The organism is Yokenella regensburgei, assembly GCF_051486985.1.
Lineage (GTDB): Bacteria > Pseudomonadota > Gammaproteobacteria > Enterobacterales > Enterobacteriaceae > CBFFRJ01.
The window spans coordinates 1-13,560 of record NZ_JAHVDV010000005.1 but is presented as its reverse complement, the minus strand read 5'-3'; the positions used below and the strand labels follow the sequence as shown (position 1 = coordinate 13,560).

The window sequence follows — 13,560 nt, the reverse complement described above, 5'->3', positions numbered from 1 at the left end:
CAATCCGTGCCCTGAGCATCCCTTAACTGATTAATTTTTGAACTATGAGCAATGTTACGCACCAGCCGAAAATCGGCTTTGTCTCCCTCGGTTGCCCGAAAAACCTCGTCGACTCTGAGCGCATCCTGACGGAACTGCGCACTGAAGGCTATGACGTTGTGCCGAGCTATAACGACGCCGATATGGTTATCGTCAACACCTGCGGCTTTATTGACAGCGCGGTTCAGGAGTCACTGGAGGCCATTGGCGAAGCGCTGAATGAAAACGGCAAAGTGATCGTAACCGGCTGTCTGGGTGCGAAAGTCGATCAGATCCGCGAAGTCCACCCGAAGGTACTGGAAATTACCGGGCCTCATAGTTACGAGCAGGTTCTGGAGCATGTGCACCACTATGTACCAAAGCCGAAGCACAACCCGTTCCTGAGTCTGGTCCCAGAGCAAGGCGTTAAGCTGACACCGCGCCACTACGCCTACCTGAAAATTTCTGAAGGCTGTAACCACCGCTGCACCTTCTGCATCATCCCATCCATGCGCGGCGATCTGGTCAGCCGCCCGATTGGTGACGTGCTGGGCGAAGCAAAACGTCTGAAGGATGCTGGCGTAAAAGAGATCCTGGTCATCTCGCAGGACACCTCTGCCTACGGCGTTGATGTGAAGCACCGTATGGGCTTCCATGACGGTGAGCCGGTAAAAACCAGTATGGTTGGTCTCTGCGAACAACTGGCGAAGCTTGGTATCTGGACGCGTCTGCACTACGTCTACCCTTACCCACACGTTGATGATGTCATCCCGTTGATGGCCGAGGGTAAAATCCTGCCCTATCTGGACATCCCGCTGCAGCACGCCAGCCCGCGTATCCTGAAACTGATGAAACGCCCCGGCTCGGTTGACCGTCAGCTGGCACGCATTAAGCAGTGGCGTGAAATCTGCCCGGAACTGACCCTGCGCTCTACCTTTATTGTTGGCTTCCCAGGTGAAACCGAAGAAGATTTCCAGATGCTGCTCGACTTCCTGACCGAGGCCCGCCTGGATCGCGTAGGCTGCTTCAAGTACAGCCCGGTTGATGGCGCAACCGCTAACGAACTGGCAGATCAGGTGCCGGAAGCGGTTAAAGAAGAGCGCTGGAACCGCTTCATGCAGCTGCAACAGAAAATTTCTGCTGAGCGTCTGCAGGAAAAAGTGGGCCGCGAAATTCTGGTCATCATTGATGAAGTGGATGAAGAAGGCGCTATTGGCCGCAGTATGGCGGATGCACCTGAGATCGACGGTGCGGTCTATCTGAACGGTGAAAACGGGGTCAAACCAGGGGATATCGTGCGCGTGAAAGTGGAAAACGCGGATGAATACGACCTGTGGGGCACCCGCGTTTAACTCTGTCGCCGCCTGCTATCAGGCGGCGTTTTTATTTACTCACCCACGCGCTCAAACCGCGTTGCGATCAGTACGTAGCTCACCACTGCCAGTACACCGTGCGCCGCCACAAACCATAATGCGTTGTTAAACGAACCGGTCACCGTGACCACATAGCCAATCACCAGCGGCGTAATGATCCCTGCGATATTACCGATGCCGTTAAACACACCCCCACACAGGCCAATCATGGTTTTCGGTGCCACGTCCGACAGAACAGCCCAGCCCACTGCCGCAAAACCTTTACCGAAGAAAGCCAGCGCCATCAGGAAAATTACCGCGGCATTGCTGTCCACCACGTTTGCAAAGACCAGCATAGTGGAGAGTCCCATGCCGAGCACAAATGGCGTTTTACGGGCGCGGGAAGGGTGAACACCACGGCTAATAAGTAAATCAGAGAGGTAACCGCCGAGCAGACCGCCGGTAAAACCGCATACTGCAGGTAAAGCGGCAACCCAACCCGCCTGCATGATCGTCATGCCACGTCCCTGAATCAGATAGATAGGGAACCAGGTAATGAAGAAGTACGTTAACGCGGTAATACAGTACTGCCCGAGGTAGATAGCCCACAAATTGCGGTTAGTAAACAGGCATTTGGTGTCGCGTAAGGCGATTTTTTTACCCTGTTTCACTCCACTGTCCAGATCCACCAGCGCCCCGCCCTCGCGCATCAATTTTTTTTCATCTTCCGTCAGGCGCGGATCTTTATGCGGCTCTTTGTACCAGCCAAACCACACCGCCGCCAGCACAAGCCCTAATCCCCCCATCCAGATAAAGACGTGTTCCCAGCCCCAGGCGTGGGTAAGCCAGGCCATCATCGGGGTAAAAATCACCACCGCCATGTACTGCCCGGAGTTAAACAGTGCGGAAGCTAATCCACGCTCGCGGGTCGGGAACCAGCTGGAGACGATACGTGAGTTCGCCGGAAACGCGGGCGACTCCACAAGGCCCAGCATGAAGCGCATCAGGAACAGCGTCATCGCGGCCAGGCTACCGGTTAGCCCAATCCAGCCGACGGTGCCCTGCAGCATGGTGAATACCGACCACAGCACCAGACTCATACCATAGACTTTTTTGGCACCAAAACGGTCAAGCAGCCAGCCTCCGGGGATTTGCCCCAGCGCATATGCCCAGGCGAAGGCGGAGAAGATCATCCCCAGCATCATCGGGTCGAGGCCCAGCTCTTTCACCACCGATGTCCCGGCGATGGACATGGTGGCACGGTCAGCGTAGTTAATGACGGTAATAATAAATATCAGGCCCAGCACCCAGTAACGGTGATGCCCGACGCGTTTGACCTGTTCCAGAGAGACTTCCATTTGTTTGCTCATGATGTTCTCGCTGTATTTTTAAAGGGAAGACAGAGGTCGCGTTGTTAGCGGAGTTACACGCGATGTGGCGGTAACTGTCCGTTAAAGCAGGCCGCCAGATTTTCCAGCACCATTTCCCCCATCGCCAGACGGGTCTGGAGAGTGGCACTGGCACGATGAGGCTGAAGCGTCACGTTATTAAGGGTGTAAAACCCCTCCGGCACGTGCGGTTCATTGGCAAACACATCCAGCCCTGCGCCGGCAATGCGTTTCTCGCTGAGCGCAGACAGCAGCGCGAGCTCATCCACCAGCTTGCCGCGCGCGACATTGATGAAGTACCCCTCAGCCCCCAGCGCGTCGAGCACCGATTCAGTGATGATGAGCTGCCCTGCGTCGGCAGAAGCGGCCAGGATCAGTACGTCAACCTCATGCGCCAGGGTGTGGATGTCTGCAACGAAGGTGTAATCAAGTCCGCTAACCGGCCCGAGATCGGTATAAAGGATCGTGGTATTAAACGCCGCAACTCGCCGGGCAATGGCCTGCCCCACCCGTCCCATGCCGATAATCCCAACGGTGGTGCCGCTGACTTTACGCGCCAGTGGCAGGGTGGTCTGCGGCCAGCGTCCGGCGCGCACCACCTGCTCCCCCTCACTCATCTGGCGTAGCGTTGAGATCATCAGCCCCAGCGCCATGTCTGCCACATCATCCGTTAGCACGCCGGGCGTGGTGGTGACAAATATCCCGCGTTCCGCGGCATAGGCCAAATCCACCGCATCCGTTCCGATACCGCTGATGGCAACAATTTTCAGTGCAGGCAGGCGTTCCATGATGTCGCGGGATAGTCCCTTTGCTCCCCCGGTAACCACGCCCTGAATACTCGTCCCCGTTTCCGCCAGCATCTGAGCTGGCTCGCGGGCCTCGTATAGACGATGCACGTAATAATCACGCCGTAATATTTCATCAATCGGGCCGGGCACCGCTTGAGTTAATAAAATGTGAGTTTTTTGTTGGTCTGTTTTATTTAGCATTGCGTCTGTCCATTAAGTGGGAATAAGACGATGATGGACAGCGCAATAATTCATGTCTAATATAAATCCGGTATTCATTAATATAAGAATTGAATTATGGATTTACATCAGCTTCGCTGCTTTATTGCGGTTGCCGAAGAGTTAAACTTTGGTCGCGCCGCCGCCCGCCTGAGCATGACGCAACCGCCATTGAGTCGCCAGATTCAACTGCTGGAAAAAAGCCTTGGCGGCGCCCTGTTTGACAGGAATAACCGGCACGTTCAGCTTACTCATATGGGTCACCATTTACTGACCGAAGCCCGATTAATTCTTAAATTAGCGGACCGGCTGGAATCCTCCGTTCAGCTTTGCGCCTCCGGCGAGACGGGAACACTTTCGCTGGGATTTACTGCGGTATTTTCATGGAATTTTATTCCCCAGTTACTAAAAGAACTCGCCATAAAATTGCCTGGAGTCACCTTTCAGCTACAGGAACTGGTGTCGCATAAACAAATAAGCGCGATTGAAAACAACAGTCTTGATATTGGTTTTGTGCGCCATGTCCCACCAAATCCGCTGCTGGCGTACCAGCCGCTTCAGGGTGAAACCTTTGTGGGGGCATTTCACTCAGAGCATCCGCTGGCACGTAAACGGAAAATTCCCCTCAGCGCATTTAACAATGAGCCCTTCTTTCTTTACAGCCCGGATGAAGCCCGCCATTTTTACGATCGGATAACCGACCTGTTTGTGTTTAATGACATTACGCCGGACTATAAATACCAGCTCGCCCAGACCCACACTATTCTGGGTCTGGTGAATGCCGGGTTGGGGTGCGCCATCGTTCCCGCCTCATCACGCACGCTGGGGATGCCCAACGTGACGTTCATGAATATTGAAGGCGTAAATATTCAGGCGCACAATTTTCTTGTCTACTCAAAAGCCAACCCCAACCCGGTGCTGCCCGTTTTCCTCAGGAGCATGAGCGAGGCCCTGATTACCCTTTGATTTTTGGATCAAGGGCATCACGTAAGCCATCACCCAATAAATTAAACGCCAGCACGGTGAGAAAAATGGCCAGTGAGGGGAAGAGCGCCACGTGCGGCGCAATGACCATATCGGCCCGCGCTTCATTAAGCATTGCTCCCCATTCGGGCGTCGGCGGTTGCGCACCAAGCCCCAGAAACGACAGGCTGGCCGCGGAGATGATTGAAGTCCCGATCCGCATTGTAAAGTAGACCACGATCGACGAGACCGTGCCGGGCAAAATGTGGCTGAAGAGAATGGTCATGTCGCTGGCACCGATACTGCGAGCCGACTCGACAAATGTTTGCTGCTTTAGCACCAGCGTATTGCCTCGTACCAGACGTGCAAAGGCAGGGACTGAGAAAACCGCCACCGCGATGATAACGTTGGTCATTCCGCTGCCCATGACCGCGACCACCGCGATGGCCAGCAGAATGCCAGGAAAGGCAAACAACACGTCGCAGATACGCATGATGATGCGATCCCACCACCCTTCATAATACCCGGCCAACAGGCCAAACAGTGTGCCGATTGCCGCCCCAATCAGTACGGCAAACACGCCGGCGGCCAGCGAAATTCTGGCCCCCAGCAGCACGCGGCTCAGTATGTCCCGCCCCAGGGAGTCGACGCCGAACCAGTGAATAAGAGAGGGTCCCTCATTCAGGCGGTCGTAATCAAAATAGTTTTCCGCATCAAAAGGGGCAATCCAGGGGGCAATCACCGCGAGCGCAATCAGAATCAGCACGAAAAGTCCGGCGGTCATTGCCACCGGCTGACGGCGAAAGCGCCGCCAGAATTCATGCCACGGGGTTCTTACCTGTCCCGGCTTTACTCCGGGCAGGGCATTTAAAATCGCCTGACGACGCCAGTTAAACAGTCGCATCCTTACTTGTACCTGATTGCAGGGTTAATGGCAGCGTAGAGCACATCCACCACTAAGTTGATGAGAATAAATTCAAGAGAGAAGAGCAGCACTTCCGCCTGGATGACCGGGTAGTCGCGCATTTCTACGGAATCCACCAGCAAACGGCCAAGCCCTGGCCAGTTGAATACCTTTTCGACCACGATCGACCCGCCAAGCAAGAAGCCAAACTGCAGCCCCATCATCGTTATCACCGGGATAAGCGCGTTGCGCAGACCGTGTTTAAGGATAACCCAGCGTTCTCGCACCCCTTTGGCACGGGCGGTACGCATATAATCTTCATTCAGCACATCCACAAACGAGGCACGGGTAAAGCGCGCCATCACTGCGGCGACGGCGGCCCCGAGCGTCATGGATGGCAAAATATAGTGCTGCCAGCTGTCTGCACCGACGGTGGGCAACCAGCCAAGCTCAACCGAGAAGATCTGCATTAACAGCATACCGAGCGCAAAGGCCGGGAAGGAGATGCCGGTAACGGCCAGCGCCATACCCAGCCTGTCCGGCCAGCGATTGCGCCATACCGCGGCGGCAATACCGGCGACAAGGCCAAAAAGCATCGCCCAGGTCATGCTGGCGATAGTCAGCCAGAACGTGGGGAAAAAGCGACTGGCGATTTCATCCACCACCGGGCGGCGCGATGCCATCGAGATACCAAAATCGCCCTGCACCACATTGGTAATGTAGTGCCAGAACTGGACGTATAACGGTTGATCCAGGCCCAGCTGTTGACGCACCAGGTTAACGACCTGCTGGTCTGCCTCCGGCCCGGCAATCAGCCGCGCCGGATCGCCGGGTAAGAGATGGACAAATAAAAACACCAGCACCGCCACAATCAGTAGCGTTGGAATCAGGCCCAGCAGGCGTTTTAAAACATAATTAAGCATGTCTGTTTTCCCTCACCCCACCGCCACGCGGGCGGTGGGCATGAGTTTTTTATTTCAGGTCGGCGTTGTCAAAGCTAAAACCGGTATCGGGCATAATGTAGAAGCCGGTCAGATTCTTGTTATGGGCAGAAACCAGTTTTTCGACAACCAACGGCACCCAGGGTGCCTCTTTCCAGATAGTATCCTGAGCATCTTTATACAGACGGGCTTTTTCTTCGTCGTTAGTGGTTTTCAGAGCATCCGTCAGATCCTTATCCACCTTCGGATTACTGTAAAAGGCGGTGTTAAAGAGCGCAGGCGGCCAGTTCTGGGTAGCAAACAGCGGTGACAGCGCCCAGTCAGCCTCCCCGGTTGACGCCGACCAGCCCGTATAGAACATCCTGACTCCGCTCTCTTTCTGCCCTTTCGCTTCCACTTCAGCCGCACGCTGACCGGCATCCATCGCCGTGAGCTGGGCTTTTATACCCACCTGCGCCAGCTGCTGCTGGGTAAACTGCAGCACTTTTTGTGCGGTACTGTGGTTATGCGAAGACCAAAGCGTAGTGCTAAAGCCGTTGGGGAAGCCCGCTTCTTTGAGTAACTGACGCGCTTTTGCCGGGTCATATTTCCATTGCGGATAGGTCGCGGCATAAGCCAGAGAGGGCGGCACCACGCCAGCTGCCGGGGTGGCGTAACCGGCAAAGGCCACTTTTACCAGCGCCTGGCGGTTAATGGCATAGTTAATGGCTTCGCGCACTTTCGGGTTATCGAACGGTTTTTGCGTCACGTTCATGCTGATATAGCGCTGCATGATAGACGGACTCGCCACCAGCTCCAGCTTGCTGTTTTTTTGCAGTACAGCGGCCTGCTCGTAAGGGATCGGGAAGGCAAACTGTGCTTCACCCGTTTGCAGCATGGCGGCGCGGGTATTGTTATCGACCACCGGTCGCCAGGTGATGGTGTCAAGTTTCGGCAACCCTTTCTGCCAGTAGTCCGGGTTCTTTTTCACTTTAACAAAGTCGGTCTGGTTCCAGGTTTCCAGGGTGTACGGGCCGGTCCCCACCGGATGGAACCCAATCTCTTTGCCATATTGCGCCAGCGCTTTAGGGGAGATCATTGCCGTGGCCGGATGGGCAAGAATATTGATAAACGCCGAGAAGGGTTCTTTAAGCGTGATCTTTACCGTCGAGGCATCAACAGCCTCGGTGCTGGCGATGTTTTTGTAGAGGTTGTAGCGCTTGAGTTTATTGTCAGCATTGCTGGCGCGATCGAGGTTGGCTTTCACCGCTTCGGCGTTAAAATCGGTGCCATCCTGGAACTTTACCCCCTGACGAAGCTTAATGGTGTAGACCAAGCCATCGTCAGAAACGGTGTAGCTTTCCGCCAGCACGTTCTGCAATTTCATGTCCTTATCAAGCCCAAACAGCCCCTGATAGAAGGATTTTGCCACCGCCTGCGATAATGTGTCGTTCGCATCATAGGGATCAAGGGTGGTGAAGTTCGAGGCCACTGCGACCACGACATCTTTGGCAGCCAGTGCCGGCGCGGCGGCCAGGGTGGCGGCAATCGCAACCCCCAGCTGCCATTTTCGTGCGACGAATTGTGTCATGTTGTTCTCCTGAGTGTCCCTGCCTGAATCTGTCAAAAACGGGATTGCGTATTGCCTGGTGTCGTGCGTGCGACATAATGCCCCGCGCCGACGTGATGTAACTGCACGCGTTCGATAACATCGCCGCGCTTATGAATATTGCTGGGTAGTTCATCCGACAGCAGCACCCGTTGCGCCCGGTGGTGTGTCGGGTCCGCGACCGGCACGGCGGCCATCAGTTTTCGCGTATAGGGGTGTTGCGGATCCTCAAATACCGCCCGGCGGGGGCCAATTTCGACAATCTGTCCAAGGTACATAACCGCCACGCGATGGCTAATCCGCTCCACCACCGCCATATCGTGGGAAATAAACAAAAATGCAATGCCCATTTCCCGCTGAAGATCTAACAAAAGATTGATGATTTGCGCCCTGATCGACACGTCAAGCGCGGAGACGGATTCGTCGGCTACCACCACCCGTGGATTCAGCGCCAGCGCCCTGGCAATGCAGATACGCTGACGTTGTCCACCGGAAAATTCATGTGGATAGCGCCAGGCGTGCTCGGGTTTTAACCCCACCCGCTCCAGCAGCCACAGGACGCGTCGCTGGGCCTCATCTTCGCTCATGATCCCATGCACCCGCAGCGGTTCCATGATCGAATAGCCCACGGTCTGGCGCGGATCGAGAGAGGCATAGGGATCCTGAAAAATAAACTGAATATCCCGGCGCAGCGGCTGCAACTTGTTTGACGGTAAGGTATCAATGCGCTCACCGTTGAAGGTGATTTCTCCGCTCTGGCTCTCCACCAGACGCAGCAGCGCTCGGCCGGTAGTAGATTTTCCGCTGCCGGACTCCCCCACCAGCGACAGGGTTTCGCCAGGCCAGAGGTCAAAACTCACCCCTTCCACCGCATGAACTTCGCGGGTGACGCGGTTAAGGATGCCGCTGCGAATCGGGAAACGCGCCACTAAATCCCGTACCTGTAAAATGGGTTCACCTGGCACCACCGTGTCCTGCTCCGTCTCCTCTTCAGGACGGTGTGCAGGCTGAGATGACATTAACCGAAAACGTCGCGGCAGATCGCTACCGTTCATCGCCCCCAGCCGTGGGACGGCCGCCAGCAAGGAACGGGTATAAGGATGCTGAGGCGCGCTGAATATCTGCGAAACCGTGCCGGTCTCCACCGCCTCACCCTGATACATGACCAGAACCCGATCGGCGATATCCGCCACCACGCCCATATCGTGGGTGATGAAAATCACCCCCATTGCCATCTCTTTTTGCAGCACACTGATGAGCTGCAGAATTTGCGCCTGAATGGTGACGTCCAGCGCGGTAGTGGGTTCATCGGCAATCAATACCGCCGGGCGACACGAGAGCGCCATCGCAATCATCACCCGCTGGCGCATGCCGCCAGAAAGCTGATGAGGAAAACGCGATAAAATCGCCTGAGATTCGGGGATACGCACCAGGTCCAGCATGCGTCTGGCTTCAACCAGCGCCGCCTCTTTATTCACCCCCTGATGCAGACGAATAGACTCAGCAATCTGCTCACCGACCGGAAACACCGGGTTCAGCGAGGTCATCGGCTCCTGGAATATCATCGCAATATCCGCACCACGCACCCCGTGCAGACCCGAGCGGCTAAGGGTAGCGAGATCGACACGTTTACCGTTGCGGCGGGTTAACAACATATGGTTGCAGTTAACCTCAGCGCCGGACTGCTCCAGCAGGCGCAGCAGAGACATCGCCGTAACCGACTTCCCTGAGCCGGACTCCCCCACTATCGCCAGCGTTTCACCACGTTTTAAGGTAAAGGAGAGGCCGCGCACTGCCTCGGTGCGTTGCTGTTCATGGCTAAAGGTCACGTTCAGATTGCTGACATCGAGCACATTCTGTACATCCTCTGCGGGTCGTTGCGACATGTCGCTCTCCTTATTCACGATAAATTCCCACGCTCGGTGCATCACCCGCATAGCCCCAGGCGCGGTACATGCCTTCACTGTTAAAGGGCAGGGCCACATTGCCTTCCCTGTCGACCGCAATCAGGCCACCGCTGCCGCCAAGTGCGGGGAGTTTTTCCATCACCACCGCCTCACAGGCCTCATGCAGACTGAGCCCACCGTAATCCATCAGTGCGGCGATGTCATAAGCGGCCAGGGTACGAATAAAGACTTCGCCCGTGCCAGTACAGGAGACCGCGACACTGGCATTATTCGCGTAACACCCTGCCCCCGGTAAAGGGGAGTCACCGACGCGCCCGGGCAACTTGTTGGTCATCCCGCCGGTAGAGGTGGCTGCCGCCAGATTGCCCTGTTTATCGAGCGCCACCGCGCCAACGGTGCCAAATTTCTGGCGCTCATCCAGCGGAGCATTGCCGTGATCGAGACGCAGGGTATTGTCCGCCCTGGCCTCTGTCAGTTGCTGATAACGTTCCCGGGTGGAGAAAATCTCAGGCGCAACCGGCTCCATGCCTTCAGCAAAAGCAAATTTTTCTGCCCCTTCCCCGACGAGCAGGACATGGGGGCTGCGTTCCATAACGAGCCGTGCGGCAAGGATGGGGTTGCGCAGACGGCTGACGCCGGCCACCGCACCGGCCAGCAGCGTTTCACCGTCCATAACGCAGGCGTCAAGTTCATGGGTTTCATCGCGGGTAAAGACCGCACCAACACCAGCATTAAATAGCGGGCACTCTTCCAGAAGGCGTACCGCTTCGGTCACCACATCCAGCGCGCTTTCGCCCGCCTCCAGCATGCGCTGACCCTGTTCAACAATGGACGACAGGGCTTCAATATAGTGCCGCTCGTTCTCCGGGCTTAGCCGGGCGCGGGCAATTGCCCCTGCGCCGCCGTGTATCGCAATCACTGCTTTGGTCATTTTTTCATCGCCCGGTCAGGTACTCTGCTGCTTTTACTATAAATATCATTATCGTCGTCACAACTTCAGACGATTTTTGAATATAGAAAGTCGTTACAACTATGTAAAGCAGGCTTCGCACTCTGCCCACGGAGGAGTACATGCAGCGGGGGGCACTTTTCTGCCATAATGCCTCCTTTGATCCGTTTTACTGGAGCCACTCATGGAACATACTGCGGGCCTTATTCCCCTCGATGCTGCCCTGGCGCAAATGCTGTCGGCCATTACCCCACTGGAGCAAAGTGAAACCTTGCCACTTCTGGCCTGTTTTGGTCGCGTTGTCGCGCAGGATGTTATCTCTCCGATAAATGTGCCGGGTTTTGATAATGCCGCAATGGATGGCTACGCCGTGCGGATGTCCGATCTTGAGCAGGGCATTCCGCTAAGGGTTGCCGGTAAAGCTTTTGCCGGGCAGCCTTTTCATGGCGAATGGCCAGCCGGCAGTTGCGTACGCATCATGACCGGCGCCCCGGTGCCCGCCGGTTGTGAAGCGGTGGTCATGCAGGAAGAGACCGAAGTGACGGACGCGGGAGTACGCTTTACCGCGGCCGTTCGCGCCGGGCAAAACGTTCGTCGTCTTGGCGAAGATATTCGTGCCGGGTCCGTCGTGTTCACGCCCGGAACCCGACTGACCGCTGCTGAAGTGCCGGTGCTCGCCTCGCTGGGTATTGCAGACGTCAACGTGGTGCGCAAAATCCGCGTCGCCCTTTTCTCCACCGGCGATGAGTTGCAGTTGCCGGGACACCCCCTGGGCGACGGGCAGATCTATGATACTAACCGTCTTGCGGTGCATCTGATGCTTGAGCAACTGGGGTGCGAGGTCATTAACCTTGGCATTATCCGTGACGATCCGGCCCTGCTGCGCGAAACCTTTATCACCGCAGACCAGCAGGCTGACGTGGTTCTCAGCTCAGGCGGCGTCTCGGTCGGCGAAGCGGATTACACCAAAGCGATGCTTGATGAGTTAGGTGAAATCACCTTCTGGAAACTGGCCATTAAGCCGGGCAAACCTTTTGCCTTTGGTCGTCTGCAACACAGCTGGTTCTGCGGGCTGCCGGGCAACCCGGTATCAGCGGCCCTCACCTTTTATCAGCTTGTGCAACCGTTACTGGCGAAACTGAGCGGCGCAACAAATAACCCTCTGCCGATGCGTCTGCGCGCCCGTGCCGCTACGCGGCTCAGAAAATCACCGGGGCGTCTGGATTTCCAGCGTGGCATTCTCAGCCGCGATGAAAACGGCGAACTGAGTGTGAGCTCCACCGGGCCGCAGGGCTCGCATATTTTCAGTTCATTCAGTCAGGGTAACTGCTTTGTGGTGCTGGAGCGCGAGCGCGGCAACGTTGAGCCGGGCGAGTGGGTCGAGGTTGAGACCTTTAACCATCTGTTCGGAGGATGAACGTGGAAGCGCTGAGCGATGCAGAGATGTTGCGTTATAACCGGCAAATCATTCTGCGTGGATTTGATTTTGACGGGCAGGAGCGGCTGAAAGCTTCTCGGGTACTGGTCGTGGGATTGGGCGGCCTCGGCTGTGCTGCGGCGCAATATCTGGCGGCCGCGGGCGTGGGTCAGATGACGCTGCTCGATTTTGACACCGTCGCGCTCTCCAATCTGCAGCGCCAGACCTTGCATAGCGATGCCACAATCGGGCAGCCGAAAGTGATCTCCGCCCAGGCGACACTTGCCCGGCTTAACCCTTATGTTCAGCTTGATACCCTCAACGCGCAGCTGGACGACGCGGCCCTGTCAGCGCAGATTGCCGCCCACGACCTGGTGCTGGACTGTACCGACAACGTGGCCATCCGCAACCAGCTCAACGCCGGTTGCTTCGCGCACACTGTCCCGCTGGTTTCCGGGGCGGCTATTCGCATGGAGGGGCAGATCAGCGTCTTCACCTGGGGCGAGGATGAACCCTGCTACCGCTGCCTGAGTCGTCTGTTTGGCGAGAATGCCCTGACCTGCGTGGAAGCGGGGGTGATGGCACCGCTGGTGGCCATCATCGGCTCTCTTCAGGCGATGGAGGCTATTAAAGTGCTGACGCATTACGGCACCCCCGCCTCGGGCAAAATCGTGATGTACGATGCGATGACCTGCCAGTTCCGGGAGATGAAGCTGATGCGCCACTCCAACTGCGAGGTATGTGGAGGTTAACAGGACCGGGGATGAAGGTAAGCGCGCACATTTCCCCCTCACCCTGACCCTCTCCCTCAAAGGAGAGGGGACTAAATCGAGCCGCCATCCTCTCTCTCCCTTGAGGGGGAAGCAACGGCAACGGGCTGCCTTTCTCCCTCTCCCCGTGGGAGAGGGATCCCCAGTAATATGCCGTTTTACAGCGATACCACGGCGAAATGAGAATAAAACAGTCACCGCGATGAGTGGGTCCGGCTGAAAATCGATGAGGCGTTGACGGCTGACCGGGGCCGCCCGCAGGGACGCGGGCGGAGGGGATAGCCTGCAGGGAGGCAGGCTGGTCCCCGACCCGATAGTCAGACGACATAAGCATCATGGACCGCGCCAGCGGCGAT

The 13,560-nt window shown here is 56.4% G+C and carries 11 protein-coding genes; 4 read left to right on the top strand and 7 right to left on the bottom strand.

Features of this window, described 5'->3' with window-relative positions; genetic code table 11:
- Window positions 1–44: 44 nt before the first annotated feature.
- Complete coding sequence (gene rimO, locus KXR87_RS05340; RefSeq protein WP_437431227.1) at window positions 45–1,370, top strand: 30S ribosomal protein S12 methylthiotransferase RimO; 1,326 nt, start codon at window positions 45–47, stop codon at window positions 1,368–1,370.
- Window positions 1,371–1,405: 35 nt separating this feature from the next.
- Here rimO and KXR87_RS05335 read toward each other — a convergent pair whose 3' ends face one another.
- Window positions 1,406–2,740 (bottom strand): MFS transporter, encoded by a 1,335-nt coding sequence (locus KXR87_RS05335; RefSeq protein ID WP_437431226.1) that lies wholly within the window; start codon window positions 2,738–2,740, stop codon window positions 1,406–1,408.
- 53 nt (window positions 2,741–2,793) lie between these two features.
- A complete protein-coding gene (locus tag KXR87_RS05330) occupies window positions 2,794–3,747 on the bottom strand; it encodes a 2-hydroxyacid dehydrogenase (protein ID WP_437431225.1) in 954 nt (317 codons plus the stop codon).
- Between the two features lie 96 nt (window positions 3,748–3,843).
- On the opposite strand from KXR87_RS05330, the gene KXR87_RS05325 reads away from it, so the two are divergent.
- Complete coding sequence (locus KXR87_RS05325) at window positions 3,844–4,731, top strand: LysR family transcriptional regulator (protein WP_437431224.1); 888 nt, start codon at window positions 3,844–3,846, stop codon at window positions 4,729–4,731.
- Here KXR87_RS05325 and gsiD read toward each other — a convergent pair.
- From gsiD to iaaA, 5 genes are read right to left on the bottom strand one after another with little or no spacing between them, the layout of a single operon-like run.
- Window positions 4,721–5,632 (bottom strand): glutathione ABC transporter permease GsiD, encoded by a 912-nt coding sequence (gsiD, locus tag KXR87_RS05320; RefSeq protein ID WP_437431223.1) that lies wholly within the window; start codon window positions 5,630–5,632, stop codon window positions 4,721–4,723. The genes KXR87_RS05325 and gsiD overlap by 11 nt on opposite strands.
- 2 nt (window positions 5,633–5,634) lie before the next feature.
- A complete protein-coding gene (gene gsiC, locus KXR87_RS05315) occupies window positions 5,635–6,555 on the bottom strand; it encodes a glutathione ABC transporter permease GsiC (RefSeq protein WP_437431222.1) in 921 nt (306 codons plus the stop codon).
- A gap of 49 nt (window positions 6,556–6,604) precedes the next feature.
- Window positions 6,605–8,143, bottom strand: a complete 1,539-nt coding sequence (gene gsiB, locus KXR87_RS05310; protein ID WP_437431221.1) for a glutathione ABC transporter substrate-binding protein GsiB — start codon at window positions 8,141–8,143, stop codon at window positions 6,605–6,607.
- Between the two features lie 32 nt (window positions 8,144–8,175).
- The gene (gene gsiA / locus KXR87_RS05305) at window positions 8,176–10,047 is read right to left on the bottom strand and encodes a glutathione ABC transporter ATP-binding protein GsiA (RefSeq protein WP_437431220.1); all 1,872 of its coding nucleotides are present in this window, start codon (window positions 10,045–10,047) and stop codon (window positions 8,176–8,178) included.
- A 10-nt stretch (window positions 10,048–10,057) separates the two neighbouring features.
- Window positions 10,058–10,999 carry a beta-aspartyl-peptidase gene (gene iaaA, locus KXR87_RS05300; protein ID WP_437431219.1) on the bottom strand — a complete coding sequence of 314 codons (942 nt, stop codon included), beginning with the start codon at window positions 10,997–10,999 and terminating at the stop codon, window positions 10,058–10,060.
- Window positions 11,000–11,201: 202 nt separating this feature from the next.
- Here iaaA and moeA point away from each other — a divergent pair, with 202 nt between their 5' ends.
- Entirely contained in the window at window positions 11,202–12,434 is a 1,233-nt protein-coding gene (moeA, locus tag KXR87_RS05295; protein WP_437431218.1) for a molybdopterin molybdotransferase MoeA, read from the top strand.
- Window positions 12,431–13,186 (top strand): molybdopterin-synthase adenylyltransferase MoeB, encoded by a 756-nt coding sequence (gene moeB / locus KXR87_RS05290; RefSeq protein WP_437431217.1) that lies wholly within the window; start codon window positions 12,431–12,433, stop codon window positions 13,184–13,186. Before moeA ends, moeB begins: the two co-directional genes overlap by 4 nt.
- Window positions 13,187–13,560: the final 374 nt, after the last annotated feature.

What these genes read in the sequence shown, in the direction of transcription:
- rimO (WP_437431227.1), top strand. Translation starts at nt 45, where the DNA reads ATGAGCAATGTTACGCACCAGCCGAAAATCGGCTTTGTCTCCCTCGGT.
- KXR87_RS05335 (WP_437431226.1), bottom strand. Translation starts at nt 2,740, where the DNA reads ATGAGCAAACAAATGGAAGTCTCTCTGGAACAGGTCAAACGCGTCGGG.
- KXR87_RS05330 (WP_437431225.1), bottom strand. Translation starts at nt 3,747, where the DNA reads ATGCTAAATAAAACAGACCAACAAAAAACTCACATTTTATTAACTCAA.
- KXR87_RS05325 (WP_437431224.1), top strand. Translation starts at nt 3,844, where the DNA reads ATGGATTTACATCAGCTTCGCTGCTTTATTGCGGTTGCCGAAGAGTTA.
- gsiD (WP_437431223.1), bottom strand. Translation starts at nt 5,632, where the DNA reads ATGCGACTGTTTAACTGGCGTCGTCAGGCGATTTTAAATGCCCTGCCC.
- gsiC (WP_437431222.1), bottom strand. Translation starts at nt 6,555, where the DNA reads ATGCTTAATTATGTTTTAAAACGCCTGCTGGGCCTGATTCCAACGCTA.
- gsiB (WP_437431221.1), bottom strand. Translation starts at nt 8,143, where the DNA reads ATGACACAATTCGTCGCACGAAAATGGCAGCTGGGGGTTGCGATTGCC.
- gsiA (WP_437431220.1), bottom strand. Translation starts at nt 10,047, where the DNA reads ATGTCGCAACGACCCGCAGAGGATGTACAGAATGTGCTCGATGTCAGC.
- iaaA (WP_437431219.1), bottom strand. Translation starts at nt 10,999, where the DNA reads ATGACCAAAGCAGTGATTGCGATACACGGCGGCGCAGGGGCAATTGCC.
- moeA (WP_437431218.1), top strand. Translation starts at nt 11,202, where the DNA reads ATGGAACATACTGCGGGCCTTATTCCCCTCGATGCTGCCCTGGCGCAA.
- moeB (WP_437431217.1), top strand. Translation starts at nt 12,431, where the DNA reads ATGAACGTGGAAGCGCTGAGCGATGCAGAGATGTTGCGTTATAACCGG.